The following is a 12,686-nucleotide window of genomic DNA, read 5'->3' as shown; positions in this document are numbered from 1 at the left end:
CTCGCAGGCTTCGTCAAGCCGCATATTTTGCGCCGATTCGTCCTCTCCGGCAAATATCGCCCGGAGCAACCATAGCTCCAGGCACGGCACAAGCCCTTGTGGCAGCCGGCGCCATTGGTTAGTCTCCGGTTTCCGTTTCGACTGCCATCAGGAAGCTTGGCATGCCATGGCCCCGCTCCATCCTTTCCAGGCTAGCTGTCCTGCCGCTGGGCCTTGCGCCACTCTATGTGAACGCAGAAGAGGCGCCACCGCCAACCACCTACTCGGCAGAACTCGCCATTGGCGGAGAGTACGACACCAACGTCACCATTGACGAACTCGATACCAGTATTCGTCAGGGCGACCATGCACTGACGCTGGACGGCAAAGTGGGCCTGCGCAAGCACTTCACCGGGGACACCGACCTGCGGCTCAGCTACGACTTCAGCCAGGACATGTTCCAGGAGTTCTCGCGGCTGGACCGGCAGACTCACATCCTGGGTGCCAATCTGGGCGTGAAGATGCAACCGTTGGACACTGGACTGTCGCTGTTCTATGTCAACTCGCTGCTGGACGGCAAGGGCTTCCTGGAGTTGTATCGGGTATCACCTTCGCTATCAGGCTTCATCAACCGCAAAGTGTTCACCCGGGCCGCCTATATCTTCGCTGACAAACGCATCAATGATCGATCTGAACGAGATGCCCGGACCCACACCGGCGAGCTGGATCTATACTATTTTGCCCGCGGTCTGCGCAGCTATTTCAACATCGGTTACCGATTCAGGACCGAGCACGCAAATCTGGAACGCCTGGACTACCAGGCCCATGCCGCAAAACTGCGTTACATACGCCGTATTGATTTCAAGAACCGGGTTTTGAAACTGGAATTGGCCTATCGCTACGAGGAGCGGGACTACAGCGGCATCACTCCAGGTATCGGCACTGGCGCTGGTGAAGAGCGAGGTGATGAACGCCATCGCTGGCAGGCAGATCTCGAATATCCACTGTCCACTCACAGCGCACTGCAGGTATACGCCGGCTACAGCGACTACAAATCCAATTTCCCGGTCAGCGATTACGAACAGGGGGTCGTTGGAACCCGTTTTATCTACCGCTGGTAATCACCCCGCAAAGCGGAGTATGCCATAGCCGTAGGTATCGTCCCTGCCGGGAGAGCCTTCGTCCTGCACACTCCGGATCAAGGCCGCCCGGATATCTTCCAGCGGCGTCAACAGCCGCATGCGGGCGGCGGCAGTGGCCACGAAAGGCACAGCAAACGACGTGCCCGATGAAGTCGCATAACCCCCGCCGGAGCGCGCATGCAGCAGACCTACGCCGGGAGCAGCCAGATCAACATAGTCCCCGCGATTGGCCAGCCGGAAGATGCGGCCGTTGGCGTCAACGGCCGTGACGGCGATCACCGAGGGATAGGCCGCGGGGTACATCGGCTTGGCCATGGGGCCGCCATTGCCGGCCGCCGCCAGGGTGACCACCCCGCGCAGTGCCGCACGATCCAGCGCCTTCTCCAGTAACCGGTTGGGCGGCCCGGCCAGGGAAATGTTGACGACATTGACACCGGACGACATCAGCCAGTCCAGAGCCCGGACGAGACTGACCGTGCTGGCGATTTCCCCGCGACCGGGGTCCTGCTCAAACACGGCGGCGGCATACAACTCCGCCTTCGGTGCGAGACCCAGGTAACTCTGGTCCTGACCAACGAAGATGGAAGCGATCGCGGTGCCATGGGCGGATGGCAGGGTAGCACCGTCGCCGGCGAACGCTTCACTGTGGATATTGCCGCCACTGAGTGCCGGGTGTGCGGTATCCACCAGGCTGTCGATCATGCCCAGGCGCAGGGGCATGTCATCAGTGTCAGATGGAAAGCGCAGGACCGAGCGCGGAGTGCTGCCTTCTACCGAGTGTCGCACCGGGGCACCGGCAGTGTAGACATGATTGAGGTCCACCTCGGCGCGCCCGCGGCCGACAACATCGATCACACCCTCGCGGACATCGTAGATCTCGAAACTGGATGGGGCTTCCACCTCCGCCAGCACCAGCCCCATACCGGGCAGATCGGTGACGCGGTCGAACAGATAACCCTTGACCGCCAGTTCGTCGAACACCTCCGGTTCGGCCATGACCAGCCATTGCCGGGTATTGATACGCGCCTCATCGATCTCCAGCTGGCTTTCAAGCTCATCGACCACACTGTCTATCTCGGCTTCAAGCCGCTCTTCGATTGCATCGACGACGGTGAACTCGACCGATTCTTCCACGGTATCGGCAACCGACTCCTCGACCGACTCTTCCACGGTATCGGCAACCGACTCCTCGACCGATTCTTCCACGGTATCGGCAACCGACTCCTCCACCGACTCTTCCACGGTATCGGCAACCGACTCCTCGACCGACTCTTCCACGGTATCGGCAACCGACTCCTCGACCGTCGCTTCCACAGACTCGTCTATCGTGTCCTGGATCGATTCCTCGATCGAATCTTCGATGGTTTCACCAACAGCCTGGTCTACGCGACCCTCGACCTCCTCCGCCACATCCTCTTCTATGTCTTCTTCAATCTGCTCATCAATCTCGGAGTCGTCCAGACAGCATGGCACCTGGCCATGGGCGATTTGCACGGGCAGCGACAGGGTCAGGAGCAGGACGGCAGCAAGGCCTGCCGCCAACAGCGCAAGGCGCTGGCGCAGGGAGGACTTCCCAGGTATGAAGTGGAATGCAAATCCGGTTGACTGTGGCACGCTATTCACCCCCGGCGTCAGCAACGCCTTTTACAGTTAAGACGAATCATAGCGCGAATAATTCCAGCAAATGGAATAGAATCCCGCAGTTAACCGTCATCTCCAGTAACAGGATCATTATGCCATCGCTGAGCACCTTACAGCGAGAACTTCTACTGGCAGAACTTGGCAGCTTGCGCCGGTTCTGCAGGTCGCTGAGCGGGTCAGCTGCGGATGCCGATGACCTGCTGCAGGTCACGGTGGAGCGGGTCCTGGAGAAGGGCATGCCTGCTGATGCAGACGCGGTCAAGTGGGCCTACCGGGTCTGCAAAAATGCCTGGATCGACGAACTCCGGTCGCGGGATGTCCGCCAGCGTTACCCCCAGCAGATGGCCTGGGACAGCAACGAGGCACCGTCGGCCGAAGAGAGCGCAGGGCACGAACGCGCTCTGGAGATGGTAGCCGCGGCGCTGGAGGAATTGCCGCCGGAACAGCGCCTGGCACTGACCCTGGTGGCGGTGGAAGGCAAGAGCTACGCTGAAGCTGCGGACATCCTGGAGGTGCCTGTCGGCACGATCATGAGCCGCATCGCCCGTGCCCGGGCGCAGCTGCTGAAGAACAGGGAGGAGCCGGAATGGTAATGCACGTGGATGGGACTATGAACGATCGGGATCTGGCACTGTTGTCCGCCTACATTGACGGCGAGCTCGACGCTGCCGTGGCGACGGTTCTGGAGCAGCGGCTGGCACAGGAGCCCGATCTGCGGGCACGACTGGCGGCCCTGCAGGCCCTGCAGACACAGCTGCAGGAGGTCGCCCGGGCCGCGGCGGACGGCAAACCCGTACCGGCAAGAATCCGCGAACTGCTGCAGCCCCAGCCCTCCGGTATTCGCTCCGTACCGCACCGCCTGGCAAGGCTCCCGGGCACTGCTGCCCGCCAGGGCCTCGCCATAGCAGCCTCCCTGGCAGTGATCGCGGGCCTGCTACTGGCGCCCCAGTGGCAGCGCCAACTACCGCAACAGAGCGGGGATGCCCTGCTGACCGCGGCGCTCGAAGCCCATCCCTCCCGCGCCGAAGGCTGGGATAGCCTGGCCGATGGTCGCCAGCTGCGCGCGGTGCTCAGTTTCCCTGGCCGCGACGGTAGCTGGTGCCGGGAATACATCCTGACAGCCGAAAGCCGCACTGTGCGCGGGGTCGCCTGTCGCGACAACGGCGTCTGGGAGACCCGTGTCGCGGTCACCCAGACACTACTTCCGGGCGCCGAAGAGGTGGCCTACAGGCCGGCCAGCACCGACGACAGCAATCGCATCGCCAACTTCATAGAACAGCATGCAGCAGGCGATGCGGCAGGCGCCGGCGAGGAAGCAGGGCTTATCAGCAACAACTGGCAATAAGCCTGCCCTCATCGTTACTGCTCCAGTGCCAGGGTCACGGTGACCGTCACACTGTAGGTGTTCTCGCCACCGGCGACGGGCACGGCACCGGCATCCGCCGACATCATCATTTCTGCCCGCGCCATCGGCATCGGTCGCGGCTGGGAGGACTGTTCGGCAATTTCCAGGATACGCCCGCTCTTTACCCCCGCCGCCGCGGTCAGGGTGGCAGCCCGCTGCAGGGCATCCTTTACAGCCGCAACCCGCGCCTGCTCCAGGGCGGCCGCTGGGTCGTCGTTCAGAAACTGGATATTGCCGCCCTGATTCACGCCCAGGGATACCGACCGGTCCAGAATCGCGCCCACTTCCTCCAACTCGCGAACCCGCACCACCAGACTGTTGCTCACGGTATAGCCCACGATCTCCGGCGGCTCCTGCTGGCCCGAGGCGTCTGGCCGATGGTGGCGATAGCGGGGCTGGATGGAGAATTGGGCCGTTTGCAGATCGCGCTCGCCGATACCGGCATTGCGCATGGCGGCCAGCACTTCCTGCATGGCCGTAGAGTTGGCATCCAGCGCCTCGCGGGCAGTTGCACCCTCCCGGGTAACGGTCAGGTTCAGCATCGCCATGTCGGGCACCAGCATCGCCCGCCCCTCGCCGGTCACCCGGATCTGCGGCTGCGGGCTGCCGTCACTGGCATGCACGGCTGCGCCCAACAACAGCAGGACGCACAAGCCCAGGGTCTTCGGTATGGTTGTCTTCATTGCAGGTACTCCTTGGTGGGTCTGCGGGTCAGGGCCCGTGGTGGGATAAACCGTCAGGCAAAGCGCAGGCGAACCCTGGCGCCGGCGAGCCCGTCACTGTCGATACTCAGGCTGCCACAATAGCTGGCGGCGATGTCCACTGCCACCGACAGGCCAAGGCCCTGTCCTTCGCCCCGGCTGTCGGCGCGGAAGCCGCGCTGGAGGATAGCGGCGCGCAGGGCCGGGGCCACGCCTGGACCGTCGTCCTCGACAATGATATCCAGCGGGTGATCGCCCCCACCTGCGGCACTGATGCGAATGCGGTGAGCCGCGTACTTGCAGGCATTGTCCATGAGGTTGCCCATGATCTCCATGAGATCGCGCTCATCGCCGCGAAAGCGGCAGCCGGGCTCTACCAGTAGCTGGATGTCGAGGTTGCGCGTGGCATAGACCTTCAGCAGGCTGCGGCGCAGGCGCTGCAATACCGGCTCCACCGCAACCAGCTGCAACAAGCGGTTGCCGCCTTCCACGGCTCTCTGCAACTGGTAGGAAACTATCTCTTCCATGCGGTCGGTCTGCTCCGCAATCAAATCGGGATAGTCGTGCGAGGTGGGGTCCGCCGCCCGAATCACCGCCAGCGGTGTCTTCAGGCTGTGGGCCAGGTCGTCCATGGTACGCCGGACCCGCTCGCGACGCTGCAGTTCTCCCTGCAGCAATGTGTTCAGATTGCGGGTGAGGGTCTGAATCTCGCGGGGATAAGGCCGCTGCAGCAACAGCGCCTCACCCGCTTCAATCCTGGCAATCTCCGCCGCCAGTTCCCGCAGTGGCCGCAACCCCCAGGCCATAATCACGACCTGGCAACCCAGCAGCAACAAGGCGGAGCCACCCAGCCACAGCAACAGGCTGCGCCTATATTGCGCCACCTCCACCTCTATGGGGGCGGTGGTTTCCAGCACTGTAAACCTGAGAGGTACATCTTCACCCTCCCCGGTTTCCCACAATACCTGCAGGGATACCCGTACCTGCCCGTTGAAGCGTGCGCTGTCGCGGGTGCCGGGGGTCAGGGCCGGGATGGCAGCCAGCACCGCCGCTGGATTCAGGGTCAGAGCCGAGGCTGACGCCCACAACAGATCGCCATCTCCACTACTGATCAGAGCGTAGAGACCGGAATTGGGCTGGCTGAGACGAGGTTCCAGTAGTCGCTCCGGCATCTTCAAACCGTCTTCAAACTCAGCCTGGGCCAACAGCGCCAGCAGCTGCAGATGCAGGCGCTCCGCCTGGGCGGCTTCTATGCTGAGCCGATGACTGCGCTCCAGGTACCAGCCGGTTGTACCCAGGAACACTGGCAGCAGCACGGCGCTGGCCAGCAGCAGGCGCGCGGCGAGAGAGTGGACACCGGGCGTCACCATGCCTGCGGGCTCAGCACGAAGCGATAGCCCGCACCGCGGCCTGCCTCCTCTGCCACCCAACCCACTGCGCGAAAATGGCGCGCCAACTGCGAACACAGGCGGGCATCATCGTCCACGATCAGCATGCGCAAGGCTCAGCCCTTTATCGTCACGGTGATCACGCGGCCTGAATCCAGCAACAGTTTCACCCGGTAAACCTCACCCTTGCGGGAGACAGCCAATACCCTGCCGCCGTGCTTGGCCTGGGCCCGGGCCGCGGCCTCTCTGGGCGTCAGCCCTCCCTGCTGTGCCGCGGGCTTGCCCTGTTGTGCCAATGCCAATTGCGACGCGACCAGACCGGCGCCGGCTGTCAGCAACAATGCGAGAAGGGAAACAACCAGAATCCTGTGATGCATGGCGGTCCTCGGGATATCAATCCGGTGGCGGCAGTTCGACCAGAACCCGGGCAGTGGCCACAGTGGCCTCTGCTGCAAGTATGGCAGATAGTACCGCCTTGGGCAGGGCCTGGGCGAGAGCCGGCAATGTCACCGAAAAATCCAAGCATAAGCGCCGTTGGCTGAACGGAGGCTGAACACGGCGGGCGCCCCTGGCCGGGCGCCCCTAGCCGGGCGCCCCTAGGCGCGGCGGCAGGCTCGCGCTACACTCGAATTCCACACAGGAGATCGAGCATGCGCAATAAACTTACCCAACTGCTGTCGGCTCTCGTCGTCGTCAGCGCCGGCGCCGTCGCCGACGGTCAAGCCGAGCTGGAATCGGCCTTCGCGGCAGTCGAACCCCGCGTCATTGAGTGGCGCCGGGATCTGCACGCCAATCCCGAACTATCAAACCGGGAGTTCCGAACCGCGGACAAGGTCGCGGCGCACCTCAATGGTCTCGGCTTCGACGAGGTAGAAACCGGCATCGCCCATACCGGTGTCGTGGGCACCCTGCGCGGCGGCAAGCCGGGCCCGGTGATTGCCCTGCGCGCCGACATGGATGGTTTGCCGGTACTGGAGCAGACCGGCCTGCCCTTCGCTTCCCGGGCGCGAGGGGAATACATGGGCCGGGAAGTCCCGGTGATGCATGCCTGCGGCCACGATACCCATGTCGCCATGCTGATGGGCGCCGCAGAAGTGTTGGCCCAGAACCGTGAGCTGCTTGCCGGCACGGTAAAGTTCATTTTCCAGCCTGCCGAGGAGGGCGCGCCACCCGGGGAAGAGGGCGGCGCCGAGCTGATGATGCGCGAGGGCGTTCTGGACGGACCGGATGCCCCGGAGGCCATTCTCGGACTGCATGTGTGGCCCGACGATGCCGGTTCGCTGGGCTATCGCAGCGGCAGCTTCATGGCCGCCGCGGATGGCATCGAGATCAAGGTCACCGGGCGCCAGACCCACGGCTCCTCTCCCTGGCTGGGAGTAGACCCGATCTACGTGTCGGGGCAAATCCTGGCCGCACTGCAGGGAATTCCCGGCCGCCATGTCGATATCACCCGGGGTCCTGCGGTGGTTACCATTGGCAGCATCCAGGGCGGCGTCCGCGGCAACATCATTCCCGACGACGTGACCATGCTGGGCACGGTGAGGACGTTCGACATGGAGGAGCGCGAGCGCCTGCTGCAGCGGCTGGAAGCCACGGTGACCGGCATCGCCGAAGCCAATGGTGCCAGCGCCACGCTGACCGTCACGGGCTCGACGCCGGTTACCGGCAATCATCCCGAACTGCTGCAAACCATGATGCCAACCCTGGTGCGGGCCGCCGGGGAAGATCGTGTCCTGGAACGCAACCTGATCACCGGCGCCGAGGATTTTTCCTACTACCAGGAGAAAATTCCCGGCCTGTTCCTGATGCTGGGGGTCGGTGACCCTTCGGTGCCCCGGGAAGAACGCCCCTCCAATCACTCGCCCTTCTTCACCGCCCAGGAAGAAGCCCTCATCGTCGGCGTGCGCACGCTGGTGGGTTTTGCCCTGGATTACCCGGGACAGAGGCTCTAGCAAGGGAGGTCAGTCGCGATGAACGTGCGTGACGGCAATGCGGCCGCCGGGAATGTGGTCGCCGCACTGAGAACCCTGCTGGATCCGGCCGCGGTACTGGACGCTGCGGAAACTGCAACCCGGCCGGCCGGCATCTGGCGGGGCGACACCCTGCAGGCCGCTGCACTGGTGCGCCCGCGCAGCACCGAGGAGGTCGCTGCGGTGCTGCGCTGGTGTCACCAGAATGCTGTCACCGTGGTGCCTCAGGGGGGCCTCACCGGACTGGTGCACGGCGCGGATGCGGGCCCGGACCAGGTCATCCTGTCCCTGGAACGCCTGCGTGCCATTGAAGACATCAACCCGCAACAACGCACGGCCACCGTCCAGGCCGGCGTGGCACTGCAGAGACTGCAGGAAGCCGCCGAGGCCCACCAGCTCATGTTTCCGCTGGATCTCGGTGCCCGTGGTAGCGCAACCCTGGGCGGTGCAGCGGCCACCAACGCCGGCGGCAACCGGGTCATCCGCTACGGCATGATGCGGGACATGGTACTGGGGCTGGAAGTGGTACTCGCGGACGGCACCGTGGTATCGGCGCTGAATCCCCTGCTCAAGAACAATACCGGCTATGACCTGAAGCAGCTTTTCATTGGCTCCGAGGGTACGCTGGGGATCATTACCCGGCTGGTATTGCGCCTGCGCGAGCAACCCCTGACCCACTCCATGGCGCTTGTCGGCCTGGACAGTTTCAGCCATGTCAGCCAGTTCCTGCGCCACATGGACCGCAGCCTGGGCGGCACCCTCTCTGCCTTCGAAGTGATGTGGCAGGACTTCTACACGCTGGTCACCAGTCCACCCGCCGCCGGCAAGCCGCCTATTCCACAGGACTACCCCTTCTACGTGCTGGTGGAAAGCCAGGGAGCCGATCCGGAACTGGACCCGGCGCGCTTTGAGCGCTGTCTGGCCGGTGCCTGGGAGGCGGGCCTGCTGGCAGATGCGGTGATCGCCAAATCCGAGGCGGATTGCGAGGCCTTCTGGGCCCTGCGTGACGATGTCGGCCAGGTTCTCAACGGCGGCGCCCCGATCATTTTTGACATATCCCTGCCGATCACGGAAATGGAACAGTACACCCGGGCTCTGACCGCCAGCCTGGCGGCGCAGCTGGAGCAGCACAGGTTGTGGATCTTCGGCCATCTGGGCGACGGCAACCTCCACCTCAGCGTGCAGGTGCCACTGGCGGACTACGAACGACTGCGGCCGGTGGTGGAGCAGGCCGTGTATCAGCCCCTCGCCCCCTTCCGCGGCTCGGTGTCGGCGGAGCACGGCATCGGCCTGGAGAAGAAGCCCTACCTCGGCATCAGCCGCTCGGAAACCGAGCTGGACCTGATGCGCACCCTCAAACAGGCACTGGACCCGCAAGGGATCCTGAACCCGGGCAAGATCCTGTCATGAGTTACCGTGAGATTGTTATGCGTCACGTTCTTCTTTTGCTGCTCATGCTATCCGCGGACTGAAGCTTGCTGCGGCCGCTCCGCGCGCGAGCGGCCGTATTCAGGTAGCCAGCTGCGGTATCAGCTCCGCGAAGCGGTCGATCATCGGCATGATCTTCTCCGGCTGGTCCCACATATCCACCGCCACACCGATGACAACCCGCTCAATGCCCATGTCGCGATAGCGCTTCAGGGTATCCAGGTCCGGGGTGATCAGGGTCTGCAGGGTAATCGGCACCGCCGCCGGATCGCGCCCGTTACCGGCAACCTGCTCGCGGAAGGCGGTGATCGAGGTGGCGACATCGCCCATGGCCACATCCACTGGCATCCAGCCGTCGGCCCACTGGGCTGCGTGTTTTACACCGAGCGGCCCCATGGCGCCAAAAATGACCGGCGGACCTCCTGCCTGGGCCGGCTTCGGGTTGCACCAGACCGGATCAAAATCAATGTAGTCACCGTGGTATTCGGCCTCATCGTCGCGCCACAGGGCACGGGTGGCAGCGACAGTCTCGCGCATCACGCCGTAGCGCTTTTCCCAGGGCTGGCGGGTACAGTTGACGAACTCCTCCTCGTTCCAGCCCACGCCGGTGCCAATCATTAGGCGGCCTCCGCTCAGGCGATCAAGGCTGGCAATGGTCTTGGCCTGGGAAAACAGCTCCCGCTCCATCAACAGGGCGATACCGGTGCCCAGTTTCAGGGTTGTGGTCACCGCGGCCGCGGCCATCAGGGTAACGTAGGGATCTCCCATCAACTTGTACGCTTCCGGCAGCTCGTCCCCGGCCGGATACGGCGTCTTGCGGGAAACCGGAATGTGGCTGTGCTCACCGGTCCAGAGTGACTCGAAACCGCGTTCTTCCAGGGCCCGGGCGAGCTCGCGCGGGTCCGGGTCGTGGGGAGTGTTCATGAAACTGAAGCCCAGATGCATGGCCTTGTTCTCCTTTCCTGTTTTTCGTTATTGTGGCACCGGAAACCACTCCATGGCACTGCTTGCAGCGGCGGTATCAGCGAATCAGAAAATCCCCGGGTTCAACCCGATGGGTCATTTTCCAGTAGTCAATGATCCTGAACGGCAGATTCGCGGTCACCCTCCCCGCTTCGTTCTTGTACCAGTTATCCACCAGCGGTGAACCCCAGGCAGTGGCCGCATTCACCGCATCGACCCGGGCATTGTAGTCGTCATGCACCTCCTGCCGGCACTCCAGGGTGCGCTGATTGTGCTCCAGCAGCAGCCCGATGCACTCGAGAATGTAGTGCACCTGGGACTCGGCGTTGTGGGCGATACTCCCCGCCACCACCAGATTCGTGTTGGGCCCGTAAATGCAGAACAGGTTGGGGAAGTTCGGGACCGTGATCCCGAGATAGGCGCGACCATTGGTTCCGGACCACTGCCCGTTGAGGCTGACACCATCGCGGCCGGTAATATGCATCGGAAACAGGAAACGGTCGGCGTAAAAGCCGGTGGCGCAGACGATGGCGTCTACCGCGTGGTGGGTACCATCCGCCGTGACCAGTCCGGTGGCGTCTGCCGACGTTATCCCCGCAGTGATCACCTCGACATTGTCCTGCTGCAGCGCAGCCAGATAAGTGCCGTTGTCCTGCAGGATACGCTTGCCGAAAGGAGGATAGGAAGGCAACACCTTTGCAAGCAATTCCGGGTCCCTGACCTGTGACTCGATCCAGGCACTGAGCAACTCGCGCATGCCATCATTGGCTGCGCTCACGGAGCGGGTGCTGTGCCAGTCCGGGTCCACCAGGGTCTTGTCGTAGACACCCTCCACCGAAGTGAAGAACAGCCAGAACCGGTACCACTTGGAGTAGTAGGGCAACTTCTCCAGTGCCCAGCGCTGGCCTTCGCCAACCGCCGAGTGGTACGCCGGGTTGGGAAACATCCATACCGGCGAACGCTGAAACACGCAGAGCCCCTGCGCCGTCTGCGCCAGTTCCGGGATGATCTGGAAGGCGCTGGCCCCGGAGCCGATCACCGCCACCCGCTTGCCGGCAAGGTCGAGACCCCGCGGCCAGGCACCCGAGTGCACCAGCGGCCCCTGAAACTGCTCCAGGCCGACGATTTCCGGCATTTTCGGCCGGTTCAGCTGCCCCACGGCACTGATCACGGCCCGCGCTTCCAGAACGTCCTCGTGGCCATCTGCGCCCCTGACCCGCACCTCCCAGTCATCGCTGGCATCCCTGAATGCCGCCGCCACGACCTCGGTCTGGAAGCGGATGTGCGGTTTCACCCCAAAGCGTTCGGCGCAGCTGTCGAAGTAGGCCCGGATCTCGTCGGCCAGGGGAAAGTGACTGCTCCAGTCGTGGTTGGGGGCAAAGGAATAACTGTAGCTGTGGCCGGGAACATCGACCCGGCAGCCGGGGTAGCGGTTCTCGTACCAGGTGCCGCCAACCCCCGGATTTTTCTCGATAATGGTGTAGGGGATGCCGGCCTCGCCAAGGCGTATACCCGCCAGGATACCACCCATCCCGGCACCGATGATGACCACCGGGAACTCCGCCGCGCGCGCCCTCAGCGCCGGGTCCTGAAGCTGCAGGCCGCGGCGATCGACGCCGTCCAGAGCCACTTCCTCATTGATGAATTCCAGGTATTCCGCGTCCACGTCGGGACCGCACATGAAGCGGTACAGCGCGTCCATGGTCGCCGGGGTCAGCGGCGGCAACTGACCATCGCGGGCCTGCCAGTCGGCTATGGCTGCCAGCGCCTGCTCGCGCACAAACTCTACCTGGGCAGCGGTATAGCCGCCTTCGAGCAATTCCTCACCGGCCTCGGCTCCCGCAGCCACCACATCCAGGGTACGCGGACCGGGCAGTTGCTGGAGGATACCGGTGTCCCCGGTCATGTGCACGATGGACATGATGAGGGCGGCGGTGTTCAGTTCCTGCAGGTAACCTGCAATAGTGTCGCGACTTTCGGTAATCGGGGACAGCTGGGGCGCGAGAGGCAACACCATTGGCAAACACTCCATTATTATCGTCCGCTTATAGTGCCTGCCCGGCGCAGGA

The 12,686-nt window shown here is 63.6% G+C and carries 12 protein-coding genes; 5 read left to right on the top strand and 7 right to left on the bottom strand.

Features of this window, described 5'->3' with window-relative positions:
• The first annotated feature begins 161 nt into the window (after positions 1 to 161).
• Positions 162 to 1,100 carry a surface lipoprotein assembly modifier gene (locus RLO07_RS12145; RefSeq protein WP_462292421.1) on the top strand — a complete coding sequence of 313 codons (939 nt, stop codon included), beginning with the start codon at positions 162 to 164 and terminating at the stop codon, positions 1,098 to 1,100.
• Here RLO07_RS12145 and RLO07_RS12140 read toward each other — a convergent pair whose 3' ends face one another.
• Positions 1,101 to 2,735, bottom strand: a complete 1,635-nt coding sequence (locus tag RLO07_RS12140; RefSeq protein ID WP_462292420.1) for a S8 family serine peptidase — start codon at positions 2,733 to 2,735, stop codon at positions 1,101 to 1,103.
• A 119-nt stretch (positions 2,736 to 2,854) separates the two neighbouring features.
• Between RLO07_RS12140 and RLO07_RS12135 the strand changes: the two genes are divergently transcribed.
• Together RLO07_RS12135 and RLO07_RS12130 are read left to right on the top strand one after the other, a co-directional pair.
• Complete coding sequence (locus tag RLO07_RS12135; protein ID WP_462292419.1) at positions 2,855 to 3,355, top strand: RNA polymerase sigma factor; 501 nt, start codon at positions 2,855 to 2,857, stop codon at positions 3,353 to 3,355.
• 17 nt (positions 3,356 to 3,372) lie between these two features.
• Positions 3,373 to 4,107, top strand: a complete 735-nt coding sequence (locus RLO07_RS12130; protein ID WP_462292418.1) for an anti-sigma factor family protein — start codon at positions 3,373 to 3,375, stop codon at positions 4,105 to 4,107.
• A 14-nt stretch (positions 4,108 to 4,121) separates the two neighbouring features.
• Here the strand turns inward: RLO07_RS12130 and RLO07_RS12125 are convergent, their stop codons facing one another.
• Genes RLO07_RS12125 through RLO07_RS12110 form a run of 4 tightly spaced genes read right to left on the bottom strand, consistent with a single transcriptional unit; the run spans position 4,122 to position 6,633 of the window.
• Positions 4,122 to 4,850: an SIMPL domain-containing protein gene (locus tag RLO07_RS12125; protein WP_462292417.1), complete on the bottom strand. Its 729-nt coding sequence runs from the start codon at positions 4,848 to 4,850 to the stop codon at positions 4,122 to 4,124.
• A gap of 53 nt (positions 4,851 to 4,903) precedes the next feature.
• Positions 4,904 to 6,238 (bottom strand): ATP-binding protein, encoded by a 1,335-nt coding sequence (locus RLO07_RS12120; protein WP_462292416.1) that lies wholly within the window; start codon positions 6,236 to 6,238, stop codon positions 4,904 to 4,906.
• On the bottom strand, positions 6,232 to 6,363 hold the full coding sequence (locus RLO07_RS12115) for a response regulator (RefSeq protein WP_462292415.1): 132 nt from the start codon (positions 6,361 to 6,363) through the stop codon (positions 6,232 to 6,234). Before RLO07_RS12115 ends, RLO07_RS12120 begins: the two co-directional genes overlap by 7 nt.
• A gap of 9 nt (positions 6,364 to 6,372) precedes the next feature.
• Complete coding sequence (locus tag RLO07_RS12110) at positions 6,373 to 6,633, bottom strand: PepSY domain-containing protein (protein WP_462292414.1); 261 nt, start codon at positions 6,631 to 6,633, stop codon at positions 6,373 to 6,375.
• 273 nt (positions 6,634 to 6,906) lie between these two features.
• Between RLO07_RS12110 and RLO07_RS12105 the strand changes: the two genes are divergently transcribed.
• Together RLO07_RS12105 and RLO07_RS12100 are read left to right on the top strand one after the other, a co-directional pair.
• Positions 6,907 to 8,208 (top strand): amidohydrolase, encoded by a 1,302-nt coding sequence (locus RLO07_RS12105; protein WP_462292413.1) that lies wholly within the window; start codon positions 6,907 to 6,909, stop codon positions 8,206 to 8,208.
• Positions 8,209 to 8,226: 18 nt separating this feature from the next.
• Positions 8,227 to 9,636 carry an FAD-binding oxidoreductase gene (locus RLO07_RS12100; RefSeq protein ID WP_462292412.1) on the top strand — a complete coding sequence of 470 codons (1,410 nt, stop codon included), beginning with the start codon at positions 8,227 to 8,229 and terminating at the stop codon, positions 9,634 to 9,636.
• Between the two features lie 99 nt (positions 9,637 to 9,735).
• Here the strand turns inward: RLO07_RS12100 and RLO07_RS12095 are convergent, their stop codons facing one another.
• On the bottom strand, positions 9,736 to 10,599 hold the full coding sequence (locus tag RLO07_RS12095) for an LLM class F420-dependent oxidoreductase (RefSeq protein WP_462292411.1): 864 nt from the start codon (positions 10,597 to 10,599) through the stop codon (positions 9,736 to 9,738).
• Positions 10,600 to 10,675: 76 nt separating this feature from the next.
• On the bottom strand, positions 10,676 to 12,634 hold the full coding sequence (locus tag RLO07_RS12090) for a flavin-containing monooxygenase (protein ID WP_462292410.1): 1,959 nt from the start codon (positions 12,632 to 12,634) through the stop codon (positions 10,676 to 10,678).
• Between the last annotated feature and the right edge of the window lie 52 nt (positions 12,635 to 12,686).

This window comes from Haliea sp. (assembly GCF_040221975.1).
Taxonomy (GTDB): domain Bacteria; phylum Pseudomonadota; class Gammaproteobacteria; order Pseudomonadales; family Halieaceae; genus Haliea.
This window is presented reverse-complemented; position numbering and strand designations above follow the sequence as displayed.